Source organism: Lignipirellula cremea (genome assembly GCF_056501455.1).
The window spans coordinates 254939-277995 of record NZ_CM151415.1 but is presented as its reverse complement, the minus strand read 5'-3'; the positions used below and the strand labels follow the sequence as shown (position 1 = coordinate 277995).

The 23057-nt window shown below is 65.0% G+C and carries 20 protein-coding genes; 9 read left to right on the top strand and 11 right to left on the bottom strand.

From position 1 onward, the window contains the following. Positions 1–42: 42 nt before the first annotated feature. The 8 genes from SH602x_RS01170 to SH602x_RS01135 all read right to left on the bottom strand — a co-directional run bounded on the left by SH602x_RS01170 (position 43) and on the right by SH602x_RS01135 (position 6776). Positions 43–360: a metal-sulfur cluster assembly factor gene (locus SH602x_RS01170; protein ID WP_479475070.1), complete on the bottom strand. Its 318-nt coding sequence runs from the start codon at positions 358–360 to the stop codon at positions 43–45. Positions 361–400: 40 nt separating this feature from the next. Beyond that, positions 401–718 carry a Rieske (2Fe-2S) protein gene (locus SH602x_RS01165; RefSeq protein ID WP_479475069.1) on the bottom strand — a complete coding sequence of 106 codons (318 nt, stop codon included), beginning with the start codon at positions 716–718 and terminating at the stop codon, positions 401–403. Between the two features lie 191 nt (positions 719–909). Continuing rightward, complete coding sequence (locus tag SH602x_RS01160) at positions 910–1281, bottom strand: hypothetical protein (protein ID WP_479475068.1); 372 nt, start codon at positions 1279–1281, stop codon at positions 910–912. 119 nt (positions 1282–1400) lie between these two features. Further along, positions 1401–2717 (bottom strand): Fe-S cluster assembly protein SufD, encoded by a 1317-nt coding sequence (sufD, locus tag SH602x_RS01155; protein ID WP_479475067.1) that lies wholly within the window; start codon positions 2715–2717, stop codon positions 1401–1403. Positions 2718–2844: 127 nt separating this feature from the next. Then, positions 2845–4257 (bottom strand): Fe-S cluster assembly protein SufB, encoded by a 1413-nt coding sequence (gene sufB, locus SH602x_RS01150; RefSeq protein WP_479475066.1) that lies wholly within the window; start codon positions 4255–4257, stop codon positions 2845–2847. 143 nt (positions 4258–4400) lie between these two features. Then, positions 4401–5219: a Fe-S cluster assembly ATPase SufC gene (gene sufC / locus SH602x_RS01145; RefSeq protein ID WP_479475065.1), complete on the bottom strand. Its 819-nt coding sequence runs from the start codon at positions 5217–5219 to the stop codon at positions 4401–4403. Positions 5220–5307: 88 nt separating this feature from the next. After that, positions 5308–5943 (bottom strand): NADH-quinone oxidoreductase subunit B, encoded by a 636-nt coding sequence (locus SH602x_RS01140; protein WP_479475064.1) that lies wholly within the window; start codon positions 5941–5943, stop codon positions 5308–5310. A gap of 65 nt (positions 5944–6008) precedes the next feature. Further along, positions 6009–6776, bottom strand: a complete 768-nt coding sequence (locus SH602x_RS01135) for a helix-turn-helix transcriptional regulator (RefSeq protein WP_479475063.1) — start codon at positions 6774–6776, stop codon at positions 6009–6011. Between the two features lie 431 nt (positions 6777–7207). Here SH602x_RS01135 and SH602x_RS01130 point away from each other — a divergent pair, with 431 nt between their 5' ends. Both SH602x_RS01130 and SH602x_RS01125 read left to right on the top strand, forming a co-directional pair. Continuing rightward, entirely contained in the window at positions 7208–9793 is a 2586-nt protein-coding gene (locus tag SH602x_RS01130; protein WP_479475062.1) for an alanine/glycine:cation symporter family protein, read from the top strand. A gap of 258 nt (positions 9794–10051) precedes the next feature. Beyond that, positions 10052–10783, top strand: coding sequence for a hypothetical protein (locus SH602x_RS01125; protein WP_479475061.1), 732 nt, complete (start codon positions 10052–10054; stop codon positions 10781–10783). Positions 10784–10791: 8 nt separating this feature from the next. Here the strand turns inward: SH602x_RS01125 and SH602x_RS01120 are convergent, their stop codons facing one another. Beyond that, a complete protein-coding gene (locus tag SH602x_RS01120; protein WP_479475060.1) occupies positions 10792–11709 on the bottom strand; it encodes an NAD-dependent epimerase/dehydratase family protein in 918 nt (305 codons plus the stop codon). 328 nt (positions 11710–12037) lie between these two features. Between SH602x_RS01120 and SH602x_RS01115 the strand changes: the two genes are divergently transcribed. The 4 genes from SH602x_RS01115 to SH602x_RS01100 all read left to right on the top strand — a co-directional run bounded on the left by SH602x_RS01115 (position 12038) and on the right by SH602x_RS01100 (position 17549). Continuing rightward, the gene (locus SH602x_RS01115; protein ID WP_479475059.1) at positions 12038–12763 is read left to right on the top strand and encodes a class I SAM-dependent methyltransferase; all 726 of its coding nucleotides are present in this window, start codon (positions 12038–12040) and stop codon (positions 12761–12763) included. Positions 12764–12836: 73 nt separating this feature from the next. After that, on the top strand, positions 12837–14039 hold the full coding sequence (locus tag SH602x_RS01110; protein ID WP_479475058.1) for a leucine-rich repeat domain-containing protein: 1203 nt from the start codon (positions 12837–12839) through the stop codon (positions 14037–14039). A gap of 75 nt (positions 14040–14114) precedes the next feature. Then, positions 14115–15431: an ATP-dependent 6-phosphofructokinase gene (locus tag SH602x_RS01105; protein WP_479475057.1), complete on the top strand. Its 1317-nt coding sequence runs from the start codon at positions 14115–14117 to the stop codon at positions 15429–15431. A 309-nt stretch (positions 15432–15740) separates the two neighbouring features. Then, positions 15741–17549: a polymorphic toxin-type HINT domain-containing protein gene (locus tag SH602x_RS01100; RefSeq protein ID WP_479475056.1), complete on the top strand. Its 1809-nt coding sequence runs from the start codon at positions 15741–15743 to the stop codon at positions 17547–17549. A gap of 455 nt (positions 17550–18004) precedes the next feature. Here the strand turns inward: SH602x_RS01100 and SH602x_RS01095 are convergent, their stop codons facing one another. Next, positions 18005–18466 carry a hypothetical protein gene (locus SH602x_RS01095; RefSeq protein ID WP_479475055.1) on the bottom strand — a complete coding sequence of 154 codons (462 nt, stop codon included), beginning with the start codon at positions 18464–18466 and terminating at the stop codon, positions 18005–18007. Positions 18467–18694: 228 nt separating this feature from the next. Here SH602x_RS01095 and SH602x_RS01090 point away from each other — a divergent pair, with 228 nt between their 5' ends. The 3 genes from SH602x_RS01090 (at position 18695) to SH602x_RS01080 (ending at position 22481) form a co-directional block, all read left to right on the top strand. Further along, the gene (locus tag SH602x_RS01090) at positions 18695–19609 is read left to right on the top strand and encodes a polymorphic toxin-type HINT domain-containing protein (RefSeq protein WP_479475054.1); all 915 of its coding nucleotides are present in this window, start codon (positions 18695–18697) and stop codon (positions 19607–19609) included. Between the two features lie 129 nt (positions 19610–19738). Then, on the top strand, positions 19739–21589 hold the full coding sequence (locus tag SH602x_RS01085; RefSeq protein ID WP_479475053.1) for a polymorphic toxin-type HINT domain-containing protein: 1851 nt from the start codon (positions 19739–19741) through the stop codon (positions 21587–21589). 319 nt (positions 21590–21908) lie between these two features. Then, complete coding sequence (locus SH602x_RS01080; RefSeq protein ID WP_479475052.1) at positions 21909–22481, top strand: DUF2617 family protein; 573 nt, start codon at positions 21909–21911, stop codon at positions 22479–22481. Positions 22482–22632: 151 nt separating this feature from the next. On the opposite strand, the gene SH602x_RS01075 is transcribed toward SH602x_RS01080, so the two are convergent. Continuing rightward, complete coding sequence (locus SH602x_RS01075; RefSeq protein WP_479475051.1) at positions 22633–22956, bottom strand: CD225/dispanin family protein; 324 nt, start codon at positions 22954–22956, stop codon at positions 22633–22635. Positions 22957–23057: the final 101 nt, after the last annotated feature.

Sequence of the window (23057 nt, the reverse complement as noted above, 5' to 3'; positions counted from 1 at the left end):
CCGAGAGCCAGGCGCTGTCACGCCGCCGCTCGCGAAAGACCGCTAGAAGATGCCGAGCTGGTCGCGGGCGTCCTCGGTCATGCGATCGGGCGTCCAGGGGGGATCCATCACGATCTTCACCTCGACCGACTCGACCTCTTCGATATTGGAGAGGTACCGCTTGCAGTCGGCGATGAGCTGCGGCCCGGCAGGGCACATCGGGGAGGTCATCGTCATTTCGACGTAGGCCTCGGTCTTGCCGTCCTCGCGCACGCGCGGCTCGACGACGTAGACCAACCCCAGGTCGACGATATTGACGAACAGTTCGGGATCGATGACCTGCTTCAACTCTTCGCGCAGGCGATCTTCGGTCAGGGTCATGGCGCAGGTCTCGCGGGCAGAACGGATGGCTCTCTCGATTCTATTCGGCCTGCAGCCGAACGAACACCTGATCCCCGTCGACCCGGATTTCGTGAACCAGCGTCGGCTCGGTGGCGGGCATCGTCAGCGCGGCGCCGGTGCGGATGTCGAACTCCGCCCCGTGACGGGGACAGGCGATCGAGAAGCCGCAAAGCTCGCCGTCGCCGAGCGGGCCGCCGTCATGGGTACAGACGTCGTCGAGACAATAGAACGTCCCGCCCGCCTTGATAACGACGACGAACCGGTCGCCGATCTCGAACGACGCTTTGCCGGGATCGGGAATGTCGTCGGTTTTGCAGACGGGAACGAATTGGCTCATGCGATGCAGTGGTGAAAGTTCTGGCGGTGGCAACGGCGAGCGGGGGACGGAAGTCCCCCGAGTTCGGGTAGCGGTCGTCAGAGCGCTACCGTCGAAATGGAGAGCGCCGAATGACGCTCGAATCTTCGCTGCGCTCGATCGACGGACTCGGGGGACTTCCGTCCCCCGCTAGCCCCGGAAGCGGAAGGCGATCAAAACGCCGAAGGCGCTCCGCCGACGGCGGCGCCGCAGTAGAGGCAGTTCTTTCGCTTCGCATGGACGGCCCGGGTGCAGGCGGGGCAGACGCTCGCCTGGGGCGTCATCTTGCCGTCCGCCACGCCGTCCCGCAGATCGATCTGCTCCATCTTCTTGAGCAGGTCCTTCTCGCCGACCGGCAGGTGCTGCTGCAGCAGCTCCCACATCGCCTGGCAGGCCAGGGCCTGGCGTTCGACGGTCGCCTCGAGCGTACGCAGTTGCGTTCGGAGATGGTCTGCCTGCGTCGAGACCGAGGCGACCTTGGAGGCGTTCTCGATGTCGGAATTGAACCGACCCATCGCCCCGGCTGCGTAAAAGATCTCCAGCATCGGCTTCTCCGTCGGCTCGCGACCGTTCGCAGGGCCGGCGCCTTCGCCTGCCGTGCGGCGTGTACCTGGTTCGATGGCAGGCGAGGGCGCCGGCCCTACAAGAAAGTCGAACTTCCCGCTCAATCGTAATCGCGCACGCGGCGGGAGACGGCTTCGCCCAGCGATTCGCGGACGCTGTCGATCGTGACGCGATCGAAGACCTGCTGGAAAAAGCCGGAGACGATCGCGCGGATCGCTTCGCGACGCGTGAAGCCGCGGGAACGGAGGTAGAAGATCTGCTCCTCGTCGACGCGACCGCTGGTCGAGCCGTGCGTGCAGCGGACGTCGTCGGCTTCGATCTCCAGACCGGGGATCGAATCGGCGCGGGCCTTCTGCGACAGCATCATGTTGTCGTTGCGCTGGTACCCGTCGGTCTTCTGGGCCGCCTTGTCGACCTTGATCATGCCTCGCCAGACCGTGCGGGACTGATCCTGCAGGGCGGCCTTGTACAAAAAGTCGCTGCGGCAGGAGGGCGCCTCGTGATGCTGCAGCGTGTGATACGCGAGGTGCTGCTTCCCTTCGGCGAACAGCACGCCGTTCACCTGGCACGTGCCGCCCGCCCCGGCGAGACGAACCGACTGGTTCACCTTGGCCAGACGAGCGCCGAGAGCTCCGATCGTCCATTGCAGCGTCGCGTCGCGTCCGAGCACCGCATGCTGGTGTGCGAAGTGCCAGACTCCCTTCGACCAGTCCTGCAGCGAGACGTATCGCAGGTTGGCGCCGTCGCCGACAAGGATCTCCGTCGCGCCGCAGTGCAGCCCCTCGGTCGCGCCCGGCACGCTGGCCGTATCGACCAGCACGGTCGCCTGGGCGCCCGGTTCCAGCACGATCAGCAGGTGCCCCAGATCGACGCCGTTTTCCGCCAGCCCCGAGAGGATATGCAGCGGCTTGTCGACGACGACCCCGCGCGGGACGTAGACCAGCGTCCCGCCTGCGAAGAAGGCCGAATGGAGCGCCGCGAACTTGTCGTAGGTCGGGTCGACGGCCTTGGTCAGCAGGTGCTTCTGCACCAGATCGCCGTGCGACTTCGCGAAGTCGAGCAGGGAACCGAAGAGGACGCCCTTCGCCTTATAGGCTTCGTCCAGATGCGTCGACTTCTCGCGACCGTTCAGCGACACGGTCTGACCGGCGAGTTCGACCCCCTGGCTCAGAAAGGGCTGCGGCGGAGCGAGCGCGGCGACCTCTTCAACCGACGACTGCGCGTACTTCCCGATCCGGAAGCCGCGGATGTCGGTCCGCATCCACTCTTCGGAGTCGCGGCGGGGCCAGGCGAGGTCGAGGTAGGCTTCGAACGAGCGCTCGCGCAGTTCGACGAGCCACCGCGGCTCGTTCTCCTCGGCGAGGATCTGACGGAAGCCTTCGGCGTCGAAGGAACGGGCGGATTGGACAGCGGTCATCGCGAGATCGATCAGAGAACGTTCGACGTCAATTCTTGAATGGCGAGCGGGGGACGTGAGTCCCCCGAGGCCGACGGTGCGCCGTGACGGAAACTCGGGGGACTCTCGTCCCCCGCTCAGATAGCGGTCAGCCGACGCTGCCTTCCATCTGCAACTGGATCAGCTTGTTCATCTCCACGGCGTATTCCATCGGCAGCTCCTTGACGAGCGGTTCGATGAAGCCGTTGACGATCATGGCGCTCGCCTCGGCTTCGGTCAGGCCGCGGCTGGTCAGGTAGAAGAGTTGCTCTTCGCCGATGCGGGAGACGCTCGCCTCGTGGCCGACGGAGACGTCCTGTTCGTCGATCTCGATATAGGGATAGGTGTCGCTGCGGCTCTTGGAATCGAGAATCAGCGCGTCGCAGACGACGTTGCTCTTCGAATCGGTCGCCCCCTTCTCGACGCGAACGAGTCCGCGATAGCTCGAGCGACCGCCGTTCTTGGAGATCGACTTCGAAATGATCCGCCCGTGCGTGTTGGGGGCGCAGTGGACCAGCTTGGCGCCGGCGTCCTGATGCTGACCCGCTCCGGCGAAGGCGATCGAGAGGATCTCTCCCCGGGCGCCCGGTTCCATCATGTAGACGGCGGGATACTTCATCGTCAGCCGGCTGCCGAGGTTGCCGTCGACCCACTCCATCGTCGCGTCGGCGTAGGCCATGGCCCGCTTCGTGACGAGGTTATAGATGTTGTTGGCCCAGTTCTGGATCGTGGTGTAGCGGCACCGCGAACCCTTCAGACAGGCGATTTCGACGACCGCCGAGTGGAGGCTTTCGCTGGAATACATCGGGGCCGTGCAGCCTTCGACGTAATGCACCTGGGCGCCTTCGTCGACGATGATCAGCGTCCGCTCGAACTGGCCCATGTTCTCCGCGTTGATGCGGAAGTAGGCCTGCAGCGGGAAGTCGATCTTCACCCCGGGCGGGACGTAGATGAACGATCCGCCCGACCAGACCGCCGAGTTCAGCGCGGCGAACTTGTTGTCGTGCGGCGGAATGATCGTCGCGAAGTACTTCCTCACCAGATCCGGATACTCCCGCACCGCGGTGTCGGTGTCGGTGAAGATCACGCCCTGGCGGGTCAGATCTTCCTTGACCGAGCCGTAGACGACTTCGCTTTCGAACTGCGCCTTCACGCCGGAGAGATACTTCCGCTCCGCTTCGGGGATGCCGAGGCGCTCGAAGGTCTCCTTGATCTCCGCAGGGACGTCGTCCCACGTCCGTCCCTGATGGTCGGTCGGCTTCAGGTAGTAGTAAATATCCTGGAAGTCGATCGCGATGTCGCCGCCCCACTTGGGCATCGGCTTGGACTCGAAGATCTCGAACGACTTCAGGCGGAAGTCCCGCATCCAGTCGGGCTCGTTCTTCATGTCGGAGATCTGGCGCACGATCTCGGCGTCGATCCCCCTCCGCGCCTTGAAGACGCTGGTCGTCTCCGTGCGGAAGTCGTACTTGTTGATTTCGCCCAGCTCGCTGGACGGGTTCTCGCGCAGGTCGGTAGCCATGATCGGTGCCTCTTATCTGTAGGGCGGATCAGCGACCCGCCGTCGTGTCGTATCTGAGCGGGGGATGTAAATCCTCCGCGGTTTTCGGCGCTCGTACGATTCGGACTCGGGGGATTTAGATCCCCCCGCTCAGAACCGATCTATCAGACGACGGCCGTGCCTTCTTCCTGCATCGCGGCGTTGTCGGCGTCGGCGTCGGGATAGGATTGGCGGATCCGTTCGTAGCCGTGCGAATGGAGTTCCTTCGCCAGTTCGACGCCGCCCGTTTCCACGATCCGTCCGCCGAGCATGACGTGCGTGTAATCGGGCGGGTTGCTTTCGAGCAGCTTGTCGTGATGCGTGATGATCAGCAGGCCCATCTTCTGATGGCCGATCTCCGCGATCGACTCGCTGGCCAGTCGCACGGCGTCGGCGTCGAGGCCGCTGTCGGTTTCGTCCAGGATCGCGAACTTCGGCTGCAGCATGGCGAGCTGCAGGATCTCCGCCCGCTTCATCTCGCCGCCGGAGAAGCCTTCGTTGACGTACCGCCGGGCGAATTCCGGATCGATCTTGAGCTGCTGCATGTGACTCCGGATTTCCTTGCGGAACTCCTTCATCGGGATCAGCTCTTCGCCTTCCTTCCGGTCGGGATTGCGGACGTTCGTCGTGGCGTGACGGAGGAAGTCCGCCAGCCGCACGCCGGGCACCGCGATCGGTCGCTGAAACGCCAGGAAGATGCCCTTGCGCGCCCGTTGATCGGGGCTCGCTTCGAGCAGGTTCTCGCCGTTGAGGAGGATCTCTCCGTCCGTGATCTCGTAGCCGGGGTGCCCCATCACGGCGAGTCCGAGCGTGCTCTTGCCCGAGCCGTTGGGACCCATCAGGGCGTGCGTTTCGCCCCGTTTCATCTCGAGGTTCACGCCCTTGAGGATGGGCTTGTCGCCCACGGAGACGTGCAGGTTCTTGATCGTTAGGACGTCAGTCATAGTTCGTATCTAGGTTTCGCTGGCTGGCGACAGTAAAGCTGGCAGGCGATCGAGTCTGAGCGGGGGACGAGAGTCCCCCGAGGCGATTTCAGTTCGTTGGAGCCGGCTCTCCCCGCGGGAACTGCGGCACGTTCACATGCCCGGTATGGTGCGGAAGGGGAAGTTCGTCCTCCACCTTCTCTCCCTTGCGGAAGTCCCACCACGCCCGGTCGTCGGTCGGTTTACGTGCGATCTTATGACCGCGAATCTTGTCTTGAATTCTCATCACGCCTTCCAGCAGCGCCTCCGGTCGGGGAGGGCAGCCAGGGACGTAGACGTCGACGGGGACGATCAGGTCGACCCCCTTCACCACGTGATAGCCGTATTTGAAATAGGGGCCGCCCCCGATGGTGCAGGCGCCCATCGCGATGACGTACTTCGGATCGGGCATCTGGTTGTAAAGACGCCGGATCCGGCTGGCCATTTTGTAGGTGACGGTTCCGGCGACGATCATCAGGTCGGCCTGACGGGGCGTCGATCGAAAGGCGCCGCAGCCGAAGCGTTCCAGGTCGTATTTCGGGCCGCCGGTCGCCATCAGTTCGATCGCGCAGCAGGCCAGACCGAACGTCATCGGCCAGACGCTCGACTCGCGGCCCCAGTTGATGACCTGCTCGAGCGTGGTGGTGATGACGTTCTCTTCCATGCGGCCTTCGAACCAGGCCTCGCTGGAAGGTTCATGATTCATGCCGTAATTAACTTTCTTGCTGGCGAGCGGAGGGTGTCAGCCCTCCGTGGATTTTGCGCCGACTCTCAGCGCGACACGGGGGGCTCGCATCCCCCGCTCGCCGATGAAGGTTCCGGGATTTCTTTCGATGCCTGCGAGGCGCCGCTGGGCTCGAACGAACAACACTGATCCCCGGCGACGCGACACTTGCTCAGTTTCAGCGGCTCGCCGACGATCTCCGAAAAGAGCATCCGCTCCATCGCGCAGATGCTGTGATCCTGTTCCGCCAGATCGGGATAGGGGCAGGCGTGGGCGTTCAGCACGGGCATCTCGCCCCGCTGTTCGACCGTGAAGGGAATCGCCCGCCGGCGATAATCCTCCGACAGCCGCTCCATCCGTTCCCGCAGGGGTCGTTCGCGAAGGGACTGTTCCTCCAGCGGCGAAGCTTCTTCCAGGGCGTCGCCAACGACCGCCACGTCCGCTTCCGCGGCGTAGCGATCCGCCATCTTGTGCGAGACGCGGGCGATCAGGCCCCGGCGGACGGCCGGGTCGGGGATCGCTCGCAGTTCCTCCCAGAGGACCATCGCCAGGTCGGAGAAGTTCGACCCTCCAGCGCGTCGACCCTGGTCGGTCAGTTCGTAAACGTGATTCGGTCGCCCCCGCCCGACCCGTCCGTTCTCGCCGCGTACCGTCCGGCGTCCGACGAGTCCCTGCGCCATCAGGCGGGTCAGCCGCTGACGAACGGCGGTCGCCGTCACGCCCAGACCGTCGGCCATCTCGTGGATCGTCATGCCCGCGTTGCCGCGGAGCAGATCCAGCAGAATGCCGTCGGAATTGACAGTGGGGCCGGTCATAACCGGGCGGACCGTGGAAAGCGAAAGAACGGGAAACGAAGGAATCTGGGAAAGCGAGGCTGCGATCGGGAAAGGTCTTCGTTAAAGAAGAAACCGCAAACTCCAAGCCGATGTTACCGGTGTCGCGGATTTTTGACAAGGAACTGAGCGAAAAATCAGGCAAGCCCGTCAGATGCCTGAAAATGTTGACACCTATTGGCTTTAGGATTAGAAAACTCCTCGCCGTCTTCTCCCCCGGCCGGCTTCGACGTTCGTTTTCCGCACGTTTCGCGCTACGCGAGACGGACCGCGCCTGCGGTCCCGGATCGAGCGCTAGGCCGGCGTCTGATCGCCCTTCGCCATACCCTCGCTCGCAGGCTGCGCCGGCGCTTTTCGCCCGATCGCACATGCCTCTGCGGGCGACGCCCCCCCTCACTCGGTAGCGATCGTTCATGAACTGGTTCGGAAGTCGACGGACAGGCCCCCTTCTGATCGCGCTGACGGTCGCGATTCCGCTCGGCGTCGCCGGTGTGACGGCGCTTACGGGCTCTGCGCCCTCTGCGCTATTCGCACAAGAGAGCGACATTGAACCGGAGGCGGTAAAGCAAAACCTCGGAGAAGCGGAGATCGACGAAGAAGGCGCTCCGAACGCTGCCGCGACGGAGGGAATCGCCGCCGGAGGGGAGGAGTTCGTCTATCGCCTGCCGGATCATCCTCCGGTCGAGGAGCCGCCGGCGCCGCCCGTCGCGTTCTGGGATCGCGTCGACGGCGTCTTCAAAAGCGCGGTCAACCTGGTCGGGTCCGCCTTCTTCTATCCCGTCGGACAGTACGAGCGGACGTATCTGGTCGTCGACGAGGCCGAGTACTTCGGACGGGAGAAGGGAACCAGCGAGCCCTTCGCCCGGCTGGTGACGGTAGGGCGTCCCGATCCGGCGGACGAGATTCCGTCGACCGAAGCCAAGAACTACGCCGTCTTCCGAGCGCTCTATATCGACGAAGCGACCGGCGAAACGGTCGAGGCCGACGCCGTCGCGCGCCCGGGGGAGGGCGCTTCGCCTCGCTTCTACGTCCGTCCGCGCGGGAGCGACGAACCGTTCCTGAGGCTCGACTACTTCGTGAAGCTCGATCCGACGGAGACGAAGACCCTCGACGAGCTCACCATGATGGATCTCCGCGGGGAGCTGAAGCTCCGCCCCGACGCCGAAGAGGGGCGACGTTTTCTGCTGGCCGGCAGAATCCTCGATCCGTCGGGGGAGATGCGCGACCTGGAGATCGTGGTCGCGAAGCCCCGGCTCAAGAAGTTCGTCCTGGAGGACGGCGCCTTCCGCCGGGATCTGGGCTACCGGCAGCTGCTCGGAAACGATCCGACGCGCGAGATCGAAGAGGGGCCGCAGGCTCGCACGACCGTGGACGTTCTGACGCTGAGCGAGGCGCTGGCTTACGCCCGCGACGGCAAGCTGCAGCACGACGTTCCGGAACAGGGCGAACAGTCGCTCCACCTGAAGACCGAGTTCGTCGGCGGCATTCCGCTCGTCGTGCTGTGGCTCTTCACGGGGGCGACGGTCTTCACGCTGTACCTGCGGTTCTTCAACATCTGGGGCTTCTGGCACGCGCTCAAGTGCGTCGTCGGCAAGTACGACGATCCGAACGAACCGGGCGAAGTCACCCATGCGCAGGCGCTGTTCTCCGCGCTCTCGGCGACGGTGGGACTCGGCAACATCGCCGGCGTCGCGATCGCGATGGCGGCGGGCGGACCGGGCGCCTTCTTCTGGATGCTGATGTGCGGCTTCCTGGGCATGACCAGCAAGTGCGTCGAGTGCGCGCTGGGGCAGTACTATCGCGAGGTGAAGCCCGACGGGACCGTGCTGGGCGGGCCGATGCAGTACCTCTACCACGGCCTGAAAGAACGCGGACTGGGGCCGCTGGGCTGGGTCCTGTCGCTGATGTTCTCGGTCATGTGCATCCTCGCCAGCTTCGGCGGCGGCAACATGTTCCAGGGGAATCAGGCCGGCGCGCAGGTGCTGGGCATGCTGCAGAAAGGCCGGGCGCAGGAGATCCGGCGGATCGAGGACGAGATGGCCAAGGTCGCCGCCGTTCCCGTGGAGGAAGGCGCCGTCGATGAAGGCATGAGCGCCCGGGTCGCGCGAATCGAGGAGCTCAGCAGGCAGCGGGACGACGTCAAGGCGGAGATGGGCCTCTACGCGTCGCGGTTCAAGCCGATCTTCGGCCTGGTCCTGGCCGCGCTGGTGGGCGTGGTGATCATCGGCGGCATCAAGCGGATCGCGCTCGCGGCGGAGAAGATCGTGCCGGCGATGTGCCTGATCTACATCGTCGCCTGCCTCTGGATCATCGCGGCGAACGTGACCCAGATTCCGATGATGATCGGCTTCGTCTTCAGCGAGGCGTTCTCTCCCCAGGCGTTCGGCGGGGGGCTCTTCGGCGTGCTGGTCATCGGCGTGCAGCGGGCCGCCTTCAGCAACGAAGCCGGCGTCGGCTCGGCCGCCATCGCGCACAGCGCCGCGAAAACCGACGAACCGATCCGCGAGGGCGCCGTCGCGCTGCTGGAACCCTTCATCGACACGATCGTCGTCTGCTCCATGACGGCGCTCGTGATGCTGCTGACCGGGTACTGGAAGAACACCGAGATCACCGGATCCGAACTGACCAGCGCCGCTTTCGAATCGCAGATCTGGTTTTTCCCGTACATCCTCACCGTCGCGATCTGCCTGTTCGCCTTCTCTACCCAGATCTCCTGGAGTTACTACGGCGAGCGGTGCTGGACGCTGCTGTTCGGGCCCGGCTGGAGCCTGCTGTACAAGGCTTTGTTCGTGACAGCCTCTTTCTGCGGCGTCGTTTTCTCCCTCCAGTCGGTGATGGACTTTTCCGACCTGATGATCCTGGCGATGGCGTTTCCGAACATCCTGGGCCTCTACATCCTGGCGCCGAAGGTTCGGCGGGGACTGGTCGACTACTGGGCGCGGATGCATGCCCCGGGCGCCCAGGATCATCCCGAGAAGCCGAAGCCTCCCGCCAACTGACGGCGAACTGACCCATCCAGGGACGCCATTCCGACTGCCCGCTTCGACCGCCGACATAACGGGGGGGGCGGGCGGAAAATCGCGTTCGGAATCGCTGAAAGGCTTAAGATCTGGAGGGAACCGGCGAAGAATACGACAGCGGGCCTGTCGCACGAGCGAGGAGCGGCCCGCTATTCGGCGTTTCCGGCGCCTGGTTCTTGATCTTGTGCGTCGCCGGGCGCTGGTGTCCTTGGCGCTGCGATGGGGGAGAAGGATTTCATGGTTCAGGTCATTCGCGATCCGCAGACGCGCCGGGAAGTGCTCTACATCGATAACCCGCCCCCGCCCAACTACCTGGGGACGACGGGGCTGGTCTTCTCGATTCTCGGCCTGGTCACCTGCGGCGCGCTTTCGCCGATCGGTCTGCTCCTGAGCGTCATCGGTCTGACCGGCAAACGTCGCGGCGGAGCGATCGCCGGCGTCCTGCTGTCGCTGCTCGGTCTGGCGATCCCCGGCGCGCTCCTGTTCAGCGAAATCAAGGAACATCGCGACGAGGAACGAAACCGGATCGTCCAGCAGGCCCGGGCGACGCTCGAATCGGCCCGCGTGAAGATCGACGAAAAGCGTGCCGAGGAGAAGGAGCTTCCGGACGGCGTCGCCGGCAACCGGCTGCTGCTGAAGGAAGGCTTCCGCGATCCCTGGAACGGCGAAATCCGCTACGAACTGCACGACGACGACCGGTCGTACTCGCTCCGCAGTTCGGGACCGGACGGGAAGTTCGACACGAAGGACGACGTCTCTATCGCGATCGCCGCCGACGCCCTGCATGAGCCGATCGGCGGCGAGGCGGAGGCCGCCTCGTCCAGGTCGTCTGAATCCGAGAAGCATCCGCGGGAAGAGCGCCGGCGCCGCGATCGGGCGAAGCAGGACGACGACAAGGACAAGGAGGCTCCGCGGTACGAGCCCCTCGATCTGGAACTCGATCTCGAATACGAAGACCGGGACGAGTAGGCGTTCCGTCAGGTCTGCTGACTGCCGCTCGCTTCCCACGTCAGCCGCAGACCTTGTTCGAGCGAAACGGAGGGCTCGAAGCCGAGCGCTTCGCGCGCTCGGGTAACGTCCGCCACGACGACTCGCGGGTCGCCCTCGCGAGGCGGAAGATCGCCCCAGCCAAGCAGGTCGGGGCGAAGCGCTAACCGACCCAGCGTCTCCCCTACGTCGAGCAGCGGCGTCGCGACGCCGGAGGCGACGTTGACGGCCCCCTCGAACGTCGGCGACTCGACCAGCCGCACGAACGCCCGGGCGACGTCGTCGACGTAGAGAAAGTCGCGGGCCTGCTCGCCCGAGGTCAGCGGGATCCGCTCCCCCCGCCGCAGACCGTCGACGACGAAGGGGACGAACTTCTTGCCTTGCTCGCCCGGTCCGTAGGGGAAGAAGATCCGACCCCAAGCCCACGTCGCCCCTCGAACGGTACAGGGACCGACGAGCGAAGGCATCTCGCGGAAGAGCTGCGCCTTCGCCCGACCGTAGGGCGTAGAGGGTTCCAGCGGCGACGTCGCTTCTGAAAGGGGCCGATCGCTCCAGGCGTACTCCGCGCACGTGCCCGCGACGACGATCCGCTGGCCGCCTGATGTCGCGAAGGCCTCGATCAGTCGCCGGCTGACGTCGAGCCAGCGCTCGTTCTCGGGCGAATGCCAGAAGAGGCCCGGCTCGGTGATCCAGGCGAGATGAATCAGAGCCTCCGCAGACGCCGCAGCGACGATCCGCTCCGCCTCGCCCATTTGCAGCAGGTCGCCCCGAACTGTTTCGAGGGAGGTCGTGTGCCCGCCCCCCTCCTCGCCCCGGCTGAGGCCCACCACCGTATGCCCCGCGGCGACCAACTGCGCCGCCAGCCGTCGTCCAATGAAGCCTCGCACGCCTGTCAGCAGTATTCGCACGCGTTCCCTCGCAAGATGAACTTCGCTGGAAACGCCAGATTAGACGCGCAGCGGATTCCGGTGTGCCATGGCTGGATTGTCGAACCGTGAGGAACGCTACCGGTCCGTCGATCGTTCGACGTCAGCGTGTGTGCCATGCCCACGTCGCGGAGCAGGGTGGGCATGTTAGGTTCGGGCGGCCCTGTACATGCCCACCCTGCCTTCGGCGATGTGGGCATGGCACACGGAGAAAGCGAAACCTGACGCCAAACGATCGACGCACCGCTACGCTGGACAAGCCGGCCATGGCACACGGATCTGTCCCTGACGCGGAGAATAATCGAGCATCATGCGAGGCGGTTTCGAGGCACAGCGCGAACTGCATGATCGGCTGCGGGGCGCGAGGTCGCGGGCTCTGCGCGCGGCGAACGTCGCGTCGGCGAAGCGCGTGCTGGAGATCGGCTGCGGCTTCGCCTTCGCGCTGCCCGAGTGGCTGGAGCGGACGCACGCGACGATCACGCTGATCGACGTCGATCCGCCCGCGGAGGCGCTCGCTGCCGTCGAGCATTCGCCTGACCGCGTGCGGCTGCTGCGAGCCGACGCGAAGACGCTTCCCTTCGACGACGCCTCGTTCGATCTGGTTTTCGCGCAGTGCGTGCTGATGTGGCTGCCCGAGTCCGATCGCGGGCGGGCCGTGCAGGAGGCGGCGCGGACGCTGTCGGCGGGAGGCGCCTTCGTCGCGATCGAACCGGACTATCGTTCGCTCGCCGTCGACCCCGATCCGCAGGCTCTGTACGAACTGACGCAGGAACTGCTGTCGCGGGCCGGCGCCGACGTTCACGCGGGCAGGACGCTGCCGCGGTTTTTCGAAGCGGCGGAACTGGAGACGCGCATGCTGCTGTTCGATCGGGTCGAGCCCGCCTCGCCGAACGCGGCGACGCTGCTTCTCGATCTCGCGCGTTCGGACGACGAACGGGACCGACTCCACCGCGTCAGCCGCTGGATCGCGGAGGAGCGTCCGACGATTCACCTGCCGTTCTGGATCGCGATCGGAAGGAAGGGGAACGGAAGCTAAGCGTTTGCACCCATGCGACGGCGGCGGGTAACCTGCAGGAACCGCTCCCCTCTACAGTCGTTCGGAGTCCGTCATGACCGTCGCCGCCGAACCGATCCATGAGCAGGGCGCCGTGTCGACGCCGTCCGTCAAAAGGCGACGACGTCTGATCCCGCGATTCGGGCTGAGGACGCTCTTCGTCGCCGCGGTCCTGATGTCGCTGCTGCTCGGCTGGTACGGACGGCACGTCTATCGCGTGCGTCAGGAGCGCGCGGCAGCGGAAGCCCTTCGTCGCGTCGGGGCCCAGTTGACGATGCCGACGTTCGACTACGCCGGCACGACGCTTCCTGCCGACCTGTACGGCTGGTTTCCGTGGTTCTACGTGGAGGAGCATACATCCGTCACGCTCGACTCGGCGGACGGCGCGACGGACGCGGAGACGCAACATCTCGCGCGACTCAGAGGACTGAAGACGGTTCGGCTCGTCGGAGATGGATTCACGGACGAAGCGCTGCGCGGCGCGGCGAGCTCGAAGTCGATGGACTATCTCGTTCTGGAGTGGACGTCCGTCACTGGCGAAGGCTTTGCGGAGCTTACGGGCCACGAACGACTTCGACATCTGAATTTGGGGCCGAGCGCTCTCCGGCGCGGGGCCCGCGTTCTCGAACACGTCGATGCCTTGCCGGACCTCAAATCCATCGTGATCACCGGAGAGCCGCTGACGCTCGAAGGCGTGCGCGCCGTCGCGAAGTCAAAACGCCTTGAGCGCTTCTGGGCACATAGCGTTCCTTGGATCGAACCGCATGCGCTTGAAGCACTAGCGAATTCGTCGCGTCTGAAGGATCTGCGGATCTATATGGTCCCTCCCGGCAACCTCGGAGATCGCGAGCTGGCGGCGCTCTGCGAAATCGAGTCCCTGGAACGTTTCTCGGCGACGGCGCCAAGCACGACCGACGCAGGATTCGCGAGCCTGACGAAGCTGACGAGGCTTCGTGAGTTTCACGTTATCGCACCGAACGTAACCGAGGCCGGCGCCAGGACCCTCGCTCAGATGAAGACGCTCGAGCGGGTAGCGCTTCCCGCTTCGTCAACCGATGCGACGCTCGAATCCCTGCGCGCTCTGCCGAACCTCGAGCACGTTTATCTCCCTGCCGGGGTTTCCCGAGAAGCCGCGCAGCGCTTCGCGAACGACAATCCCGACTGCGAGGTGATCCGAAACGATCCGGGATTTCCCTTCGAGAGGTACTCTGCCGAACCCGCTGCCGACGTCGAGCCAGTCGAAGGACCGAGTTACTGACGAACGAAGCGAAGCGAGCCCGTTACAATCGGCGGCGAAGAGCCAACGTTCCTTCTTCGCCCGGTCGTCTGCGTCATGTCCGAACCCTATCGCATCGCAACGCTCGGCGAAGGACGTTTCGTCTCCCCCCTCGGACTCTCGCAGGCGCTGGGAGACGGCCTGGGCGATTACGTCACGGAGGACCGCCGGATCCTGTCGCGGCACGAATGGAGCGCGAGCGAGCCGATCGACCCGCAGGAGAGCTTCGAGAAGGCGGGGCCGCGAGAACGGCTGTTCTTCGAACCTCAGACGGTTCGCGCGGCGATCGTCACCTGCGGCGGGCTCTCGCCCGGCATCAACAGCGTGATCCGTTCGCTCTTCCGGGAGCTGCACTACAACTACCGCATCGCGGCGACGCTCGGCATTCCCTACGGCTACGGCGGCCTCGTCGCGGGGAGCCGCTTCGCCCCGACCGAGCTGAACGACGACATGGTCGAGGATATCGACCGACTGGGCGGGACGTTCCTCGGCACGTCGCGGGGCGCGCAGCCGATCGAGGACCAGGTCCGCTTTCTGGTCGACCGCAAGATCGACATGCTCTTCTGCATCGGCGGCGACGGCACGCAGCGCGGCGCCTGCGCCCTGTTTCGCGAAATCACCCGGCAGAGCCTCCCCATCGCGATCGTCGGAGTGCCGAAGACGATCGACAACGACATCCCCTACGTCTCGCAGTCGTTCGGCTACGCGACGGCGCTGGAACGCTCGGCGGACGTGCTCCGCTGCGCCCACGTCGAGGCTAAATCGGTCGAGAACGGCATCGGCCTGGTGAAGCTGATGGGACGCCACGCCGGCTTCATCGCCGCGGGCGCGACGCTCGTCAGTCAGGAAGCGAACTTCGTGCTCGTGCCGGAAGTGCGGTTCGAACTGGAAGGTCCGCTCGGGCTGCTCGAAGCGATCGAAGAGCGTATCCGGCGTCGCGGCCACGCCGTGATCGCGGTCGCCGAAGGAGCGGGGCAGTACCTGTTTCCGACCGGTGAAGCGGGTCGTGACGCTTCGGGAAACCCGAAGCCCCATGACATCGGCACCTTTCTGAAATCGGTCATCGAACGCCGCTTCGCCGACCGACAGTTGCCAATATCGGTGAAGTACTTCGACCCCAGTTACCTGGTGCGGAGTTCGCCGGCGAACTCGTGGGACCGGCTGATCTGCGACCAGGCGGCCCGGCATGCGGCGCACGCCGCGATGGCCGGCAAAACCGGACTGGTCGTCGGAAACTGGCACGACGACTGGATTCATCTTCCGCTCGAGACCGTGATCGCCGGAAAGAAGCGACTCGATCTGGAGGGGGCGCTCTGGACGTCGGCGCTGCTGACGACCGGTCAGCCCCGCTGGGAGCCGAATCCGGACTGTTGATGGCGACCGGTCGAACCCGTCCCGACGCGTTTCCGCCCGTAAAACTCGCCCATTCGTGAAGTAGACTTGTCTCGAAGACGCAGCCCCTCAGGTTAGCCCCGCCCGTATTTCCGGAACTTCCGGGAAAAAATTGCTACGCCGGGGAGACGGAACTACCATGAACCGTCGCGAAGGGCTGCCGACTTCGCCGTCGATGTTCGTTTCGGCCCCGAATCACCGTCTTAATTGCGCGTGAATCGGTTCGTCGATGCGGCTTCGACAACGCGAGAAATCGAAGACAACAGGGGACAGGATCAGGAGATAGTTTCTATGCGCACTCCCTTCTCGTTTCGTCCGATCCGGTCCCGCTCGACGGTCTGGACGCTTGCCCTGGTCGCCGGAACGTCCGGCGGAAGTCTCTATGCGGTCGAAGTCGCGCCTCAGGAAACGCACGCCAGCGTCTCCCGCTCGGCGGAGGCCCTCGTCGAAGAGGCCCTGACCCGCGAAATCTACGGCCTGACCGAGGAACGCGACGCTCTGCTCGAAAAAGCGGAAGCGCTCGCTCCCGAATCTCCGGCCATCAAGTGGCACCGCGGCATGGTCTTCGCCGACGGCAAGTGGGCCCCGGCTGAAGAAGTCGCCGCCGACGCCGCCGCCAGCGAAGCGATCGCCGCCTACGTCGCCAAGCGCGACGACACGCCCGACACGATCGAAGGTCATCTCGTGATGGCCGAGTGGTGCAAGGCGAAGGGCCTGCTCGATCAGGAGCGCGCCCACCTCGCTCGCGTACTGACGTTCGATCCCGAACATGCGACGGCTCGCGCCCGGCTCGGCTTCGTCCGCGTCGGCGCCGAATGGGTCGGTCGCGAAGAGATCGCCCGTGCGATCGCCGAAGACGCCAAGGCTCAGGCCTCGATCGCCAAGCACGGCAACAGCCTCCGCGACCTGGGTCGCCTGATGGGCGACAAGAACGAGGTCGTTCGCGACCGCGCGGCGGACAAGATCCGCGCGATCCGCGACGTGGGCATGATCCCCGCCCTGGAAACGCTGGTCGCCGGCGTCAACGAGGAAGCCTCGCTCGTCGTTCTGGAAGCGCTCGCCGGCATGCCGGAGAAGGAAGCCGCGGTTTCGCTCGCCCGCTTCGCCGTCCTGTCGCCGAGCATCATGGTTCGGACCGAAGCGGCGGACCTGCTGAAGGAACGAAAGCTTGATCACTTCGTCCCGGAAATGATGGCCTCGATGACGGCCCCGGTTCGGACCGAACTGCAGATGTCGCGCGGCGCCGATGGACGTCTCGTCTATCGCCACTCGCTCTATCGCGAAGCCATGCGGTCGGCGAATCTGCAGGTTCGCGACACGGTCTACGCCGGCACCCGCAACGGCGGCGACGTCGCGGCCATGATGGCGACCGGCGACTTCGGCGCCCGCGCTTCGATGACCGAAGCCTTCGTCGCGGTGGACAACCTTCGCACGCACGAGTTCAACAGCCGCGTGGGCGAGGCCCTGCAGAAGGTCACCGACCAGAAGCTCGGCGCCGATGCCCAGGGCTGGTGGAACTGGTGGAACCAGCACAACGAATTCATCATTCAGGGCGACAAGCCCGTCAACCTCCAGTACGCCGTTCAGGCCGTGCTGACGCCCGGCGCCCAGCGGGTCAACACCGTCCGCACCGGCACGACGCAGGCTCATGAGTGCCTGGCGGCGGGAACGCTCGTTCTGACCAACCGGGGCGACGTCGCCGTCGAGCAGATCCGCGTCGGCGACCTGGTCCTGGCCCAGAACGTCGAGTCGGGCGAACTGACGTTCAAGCCGGTCCTCGAAACGTCGATCCGTCCCGTCGACGGCCTGCTCCGCATCGAACACGAGAAGGGCTCGTTCCGCTGCTCGGGCGGTCATCCCTTCTGGGTCTCGGGCGAGGGCTGGGTCAACGCCCGGCACCTGAAGTCGGGCATGGAACTCCACACGCTCGACGGCTCGGTCCGGATCAGCGACATCGTCGCCGACGGTTCGGAACAGACCTACAACATGATCGTCGAGGACTTCTCCAGCTACTTCGTCGGAGAAGCCCGCGTGCTGAGCCACGACAACTCGTTCCGCGACTCGACCGACGCGATCGTCCCGGGACTGGAACAGAAGTAATTTCGCGTCCCAGCGACGTCCGCCGCACGACTATCCGAGCCTCGCGTTCCCTACGGAACGCGAGGCTTTTTCGTGCCCGGCCGGCTCGAAGTCCCCGTTTCGACTCGGGTCCCGCTTCCCGATCAGCCGAAAAAATCGATAGCTATCCGGGGATACCCTCGGGTACGATGAAAGGCATCGTCGAAGGCCCGCCGAACCTTCGACCTCTTATCGCTGCTCGTCAGGGGACAGAATCGGGAGATGTTCGCATGCGCGCTCCGTTCTGGATACGCGGGGTCTATGCCCCCGCTGGCGTCAGCGCTCTGTCGCTGATCGCGATCGCTTTTTGTCCGCCGCTTCTCGCGGCGAATCCTGACGCTCGCCCGAGTCCGAAGCAGGCGGTCGAGTCTGCCGAGGCGCTGCTCGAAGAGGCCCTCGTCTCCGAGATCTACGGGCTCGACGCCGAGCGCGAAGCCTTATTGAGCAGGGCCGAAGCGCTGGCCCCCGATCTGCCTGCCGTGAAGTGGCAACGCGGGATGCTGCTCCTCGACGGCAAGTGGACGCCTGCCGAGGAGGTCGCCGTGGCCTTCTCGCAAAGTCCCATTCTCGAGGAATATCTTGCGAAGCGAGAGGCTGTGCAGGACTCGGTTGACGACCATTTGTCGTTGGCGAAATGGTGCCGGGAAAGGAACCTGATCGGGCAGGAGCGGTCGCATCTGCACCGCGTTCTGAAGTTCGCACCGGACCACGCGAAGGCTCGTGAGGAACTCGGTTATGTTCAGTTGGGCGGACGGTGGGTAAGTCGAGAAGAAATTGCTCAGTTCGTCGTCGAAGAGCGCAATGCGGAGGCTTCTCTTGCCGAGCACGGGCAGGTACTCGGCGAGCTGGGTCGCCTGTTTAGACATGAGAACGCTGCGGTACGAGGGCGTGCCGCTCAACGAGTACGGGCTATCCGAGACCCAAGCGCTATTCCCGCCTTGGAAAGGTTCGTGGGGAACGTCAGCGAAGAGGCGTCGCTAGTCGTTCTGGAAACTCTCGCAGAGATGCCCGGTAAAGCGGCTGCGCTGTCGTTGGCACGATTCGCGGTCTCGTCGCCGAGCGAACGGACGCGGACCGAAGCGGCGAACCTTTTGAGAGATCGCAACTTCGATCATTTCATTCCCGAGATGCTTACGTCGTTGAGCATTCCGGAGGGAACGCAGGCGGGAATGTACCGTCAGCGAGGAGGACGCCTCGTTTACCGCCACGCGATCCTTCGGGAAGAGATGCATGCCGAAATCGAGTCGATTCACGAAGTCGTCTATGACGGATCGGGCAATCGTAGCGACGCGGCTTCGGCAGCGTTCGCAGTGTCCGATGCGTGGCGTCGTTTCGCGAACGCCGAGATGGAACTCAAACTTGAAGAGGTTCGCAATCACGATTCCAACGACCGCATCGTCGAAGCGCTTGAGCGGATCGCCGACCGAAGGCTTGGCGCTGACTATCGGCTGTGGTGGACCTGGTGGGACGAGCAAAACGAAGTCGTGATACCGGGCCAGAAGCCGCGAGACGTTCAGTACACGGCAAGTTTGGCGCAGGTTCCCCTCACTACTATGGCGCAATGGCGTACGGGAACGACCGAACCGGGACATGAATGCATGGCCGCCGGCACCCCCGTTCTTACCAATCGCGGCGAGGTGGCGATCGAGCGGATGCGGGTGGGCGATCTGGTTCTTGCGCAGGACGTGGAGTCGGGCGAGATCGCGTTCAAGCCCGTGCTGGAAACGACGGTGCGACCGCCGGCGGAGTTGCTGCGCGTCGAGCACGAGCAGGGCTCGTTCCGTTGCACGGGCGGACATCCCTTCTGGGTCTCGGGCGAAGGCTGGGTCCATGCCAAACGACTGAAGTCAGGCATGGAGCTCCATACGCTCGACGGCGCGGTCCGCGTCAGCGACGTCGTCGCCGACGGTGCGGAAGAGACCTACAACCTGATCGTCGCCGACTACGCGGACTACTTCGTGACCGACGCCCGCGTCCTCAGCCACGACAACTCCTCGCGACAACCCACCGACGCCATCGTGCCGGGACTGCAGCAGAAGTAGACGACGTTTTTCCAGGCGAGCGGGAGCGTCAGCTTTCCGCTCGCCCGTTCGCAGCAGTCGTGCGCGGGGGCCGCCGAACCTCCGCTCTTGTCGCCAGCGATTCGTCAGGGGACGTAACCAGGAGATCCCATGTTCGCTCCGTTTCCCCTTCGCGCCGTTCGCCGAAGTCCGGCGACCTTCGCCCTCCTGCTCGCCGCAGGATGCGTCGGCGGGACGCTTCTCGCGGCCAATCCTGACGCTCGCTCGAGTCCGAAGCAGGCGATTCAGTCTGCCGAGGCGCTGCTCGAAGAGGCGCTCGTTTCCGAGATCTACGGTCTCGACGCCGAGCGCGAAGCCTTATTGAGCAAGGCCGAAGTGCTCGCCCCCGACCTGCCTGCCGTCAAGTGGCAACGCGGGATGCTGCTCATCGACGGTAAGTGGACGCCTGCCGAGGAGGTCGCCGTCCCGCCGCCGTCCGACTCGCTGCTCGCGGAGTACGTCGCGAAGCGCGACGCGACGGCCGATACGCTCGCGGACCACCTCGCTCTCGCTCGGTGGTGTCAGGAGCAGAAGCTCTTCGAGCAGGAGCGGGCGCATCTCGCTCGCGTGCTGAAGTTCGATCCGAACCACGCGCACGCTCGCGTTCGGCTCGGCTACGTGCGTGTCGAAGACGAATGGATCAGCCGCGAGGAGATCGCCCGCGCCGTCGCCGAAGAGGCGAAAGCCCAGGCGTCGATCAAGAAGCACGGCGTCCGCCTCATTGCGGTGATCGACGACCTCACGAGCGAACTAGCAGTCGTGCGCGAGCAGGCGCTCGAGAGGATCAGGGCGATCCGCGATCCGGAGATGATCCCGGCGCTCGAGCGGGTCGTCGCCGGCGTCAGCGAGGAAGCCTCCCTCGCCGTACTCGAGGCTCTCGCCGCGATGCCCGAGAAGGAAGCGTCGCTATCGCTCGCTCGGTTCGCCGTGCTCTCGCCAGACAGTCGCATACGCTGGGAGGCTTCGGACTCGCTGAAAGACCGCAAGTTCGACCACTTCGTCCCGCAGCTGCTCGGCTCGATGGTCACGTCGACGGAGACGCGATTCGGTTTCGGTCGCGGGGCCGACGGACGACTCTTCTATCGACAAGCGATTTATCGAGAGGGCTTGTTCGCTGCGAATGTCGCCGTGCATGACGTGATCTACATCGGGTCGCGACGAAAGGATGTCCAGGATCCCGTAACGCCCTGGTACACGCGTCTCAATCTGCGCACCGAGACGAAGTCATCGCAATCCGACTTCGTCGCCCGTTCCGCGATGGCAGAGGCGCTGGGGAAGGTCGAGAACGTCCGCCATCAGGAACTCAACTCCCGCATCGCGCAATGCCTGGAGGCATCGACCGGCGAGAAATTCGGCGCCGACGCGCGACAATGGTGGAACTGGTGGGAGCGGCAGAACGAGCTACTGGTGCAGGACGAAAAACCGGTCAGCCTGCAGTTCAGTGCGCAAGCCGTCGGACTGCCTACTTCCTGGGCTCAGAAATTCCGCGACCTGGGGTACACAGCACAGTTCTCCTGCTTCGCTGCCGGCACGCCCGTTCTGACCAATCGCGGCGAGGTGGCGATCGAGCGGATGCGGGTGGGCGATCTGGTTCTCGCGCAGGACGTCGAGACGGGCGAGATCGCGTTCAAGCCCGTGCTAGAGACGACGGTGCGACCGCCGGCGGAGCTTCTGCGGGTCGAGCACGAGCAGGGCTCGTTCCGTTGCACGGGAGGTCACCCCTTCTGGGTCTCGGGCGAAGGCTGGGTCCACGCGAAGCGGCTGAAGTCGGGCATGGAACTCCACACGCTCGACGGCTCGGTCCGCGTCAGCGACGTCGTTGCCGACGGCGAAGAACCGACCTACAACCTGATCGTCGCCGACTACGCGAACTACTTCGTGACCGACGCCCGCGTCCTCAGCCACGACAACTCCTCGAGGCAGCCCACCGACGCGATCGTGCCGGGACTGCAGCAGAAGTAGACGACATTCAGGCGAGCGGAGGGTGCCAGCCCTCCGTGTCTGGAGTGCGGGTCCGGCGTCGATACCGCTCGGTAAGTTCGAACCACGGAGGGCTTACACCCTCCGCTCGCCTGAGACGACTCGGCGCTCGAAGCCGGGCGCGACGCTGGTGCAAGAGGGATTCTTTCGTTCGCGAAGATCGCGAGAAAACTCGCCTTCGCCTGCCCTGCGTTCGGGCCCTATAATCCGCTCCGCGAAGGGCCCCAGGCGAAGACGCCGGGGCTGATTTCGCCGCCCCGGGGCTTGCCCCCTTGAACTGGCTCGGACGGAGCACGACCTGATGCAGCGCCGAAGAGAGACTGCGATCCCTGCCGCCCACAGCCTGCGAACGGTCGACCTGGCCTTCCATCTCTTCGAGCGATCGATCCACCCGGAACTCTTCTCCCTGCGACAGGGCGTCGTGCTCGAACGGGGCGCGTTGCAGGCCCGGCTCTATCTGACCTCGACCGGTCACGTCTGTTCGTTCGCGTGGGGCAAGTCGACGCTCACGGAGACGATCTGCTCGACCACGCAGACGCTGCCCCGACGACGTCAGCGGGTCGAACGCAAGCTCAAGGAGGGCTCGTTCGCGGACGAAGCCCTGATCGGCGGAGCGGGCTATGCCTTTTCGCTTTCGGTGCGAAGCTGCGGACCGGCGGAGTTCGTCGAACTGCAACAGGAAGCGCTCGACGCGCCGCCGCCGCAACTGATCGACGCGGGAGAGCGCCCCGACCGCTGGAACGGCCTGCGATCGCTCTCTTGGATCCGGTACGAGCTTTCGGCCAAGGCGCTGGAAGTTCGCTCCTTCCGCACGCTCCCCAGCGACTACGCCGTGCTGGAGACGGTCTCGCGGTTCACGCTCCCGGGCGCGTGAGCTGGCGACGTCGATCGATCGCCGGGAACGCTGCCACGGAGGGCTGACGCCTTCCGCTCGCCGTCAGACGTCGTTCGCGCCGTCGCATGAAAAGAGCCGCGAGTCGATCGACCGCGGCTCTTCGCGTTTCTTCCGGCAGGCGATCCGAGGATTACATATTCGGGTCGGCCATCGCTCCGCCGATGCCGCCGAGCACGACCAGCAGCAGCCAGAGCGCGATCATGATGCCGCCTACCACGGCGGCGATGATCACGAACATCTTGGCCTTCTTGGCCGCCTCTTCCGCGCCGGCACGATCGCCGTTCGCGAGCTTCGAATTCACCTGAGCGGCGAAGACGATCGCGACCACGCCGAGCGGCCAGCATCCGCAGCAGAGCGTGACGATGATCGACTCGACCAGCCAGTTCTTGATCGGGGCGCCGGCGCCCGGGGCGTTCGGCGAGGTGTAAGGTCCAGGCTGCGTGCCGAAGCTCATCTGCGGTCCTTTCGTGAACGATTCTGTGGCGGCGCCGGTTGCGGTTGGAGGCGATCCCTTGCACGATCCGCGATGAACAGGAACGCGTCCGGCGAAGCTGC

What these genes read in the sequence shown, in the direction of transcription:
- SH602x_RS01170 (WP_479475070.1), bottom strand. Translation starts at nt 360, where the DNA reads ATGACCCTGACCGAAGATCGCCTGCGCGAAGAGTTGAAGCAGGTCATC.
- SH602x_RS01165 (WP_479475069.1), bottom strand. Translation starts at nt 718, where the DNA reads ATGAGCCAATTCGTTCCCGTCTGCAAAACCGACGACATTCCCGATCCC.
- SH602x_RS01160 (WP_479475068.1), bottom strand. Translation starts at nt 1,281, where the DNA reads ATGCTGGAGATCTTTTACGCAGCCGGGGCGATGGGTCGGTTCAATTCC.
- sufD (WP_479475067.1), bottom strand. Translation starts at nt 2,717, where the DNA reads ATGACCGCTGTCCAATCCGCCCGTTCCTTCGACGCCGAAGGCTTCCGT.
- sufB (WP_479475066.1), bottom strand. Translation starts at nt 4,257, where the DNA reads ATGGCTACCGACCTGCGCGAGAACCCGTCCAGCGAGCTGGGCGAAATC.
- sufC (WP_479475065.1), bottom strand. Translation starts at nt 5,219, where the DNA reads ATGACTGACGTCCTAACGATCAAGAACCTGCACGTCTCCGTGGGCGAC.
- SH602x_RS01140 (WP_479475064.1), bottom strand. Translation starts at nt 5,943, where the DNA reads ATGAATCATGAACCTTCCAGCGAGGCCTGGTTCGAAGGCCGCATGGAA.
- SH602x_RS01135 (WP_479475063.1), bottom strand. Translation starts at nt 6,776, where the DNA reads ATGACCGGCCCCACTGTCAATTCCGACGGCATTCTGCTGGATCTGCTC.
- SH602x_RS01130 (WP_479475062.1), top strand. Translation starts at nt 7,208, where the DNA reads ATGAACTGGTTCGGAAGTCGACGGACAGGCCCCCTTCTGATCGCGCTG.
- SH602x_RS01125 (WP_479475061.1), top strand. Translation starts at nt 10,052, where the DNA reads ATGGTTCAGGTCATTCGCGATCCGCAGACGCGCCGGGAAGTGCTCTAC.
- SH602x_RS01115 (WP_479475059.1), top strand. Translation starts at nt 12,038, where the DNA reads ATGCGAGGCGGTTTCGAGGCACAGCGCGAACTGCATGATCGGCTGCGG.
- SH602x_RS01110 (WP_479475058.1), top strand. Translation starts at nt 12,837, where the DNA reads ATGACCGTCGCCGCCGAACCGATCCATGAGCAGGGCGCCGTGTCGACG.
- SH602x_RS01105 (WP_479475057.1), top strand. Translation starts at nt 14,115, where the DNA reads ATGTCCGAACCCTATCGCATCGCAACGCTCGGCGAAGGACGTTTCGTC.
- SH602x_RS01100 (WP_479475056.1), top strand. Translation starts at nt 15,741, where the DNA reads ATGCGCACTCCCTTCTCGTTTCGTCCGATCCGGTCCCGCTCGACGGTC.
- SH602x_RS01090 (WP_479475054.1), top strand. Translation starts at nt 18,695, where the DNA reads ATGCTTACGTCGTTGAGCATTCCGGAGGGAACGCAGGCGGGAATGTAC.
- SH602x_RS01085 (WP_479475053.1), top strand. Translation starts at nt 19,739, where the DNA reads ATGTTCGCTCCGTTTCCCCTTCGCGCCGTTCGCCGAAGTCCGGCGACC.
- SH602x_RS01080 (WP_479475052.1), top strand. Translation starts at nt 21,909, where the DNA reads ATGCAGCGCCGAAGAGAGACTGCGATCCCTGCCGCCCACAGCCTGCGA.
- SH602x_RS01075 (WP_479475051.1), bottom strand. Translation starts at nt 22,956, where the DNA reads ATGAGCTTCGGCACGCAGCCTGGACCTTACACCTCGCCGAACGCCCCG.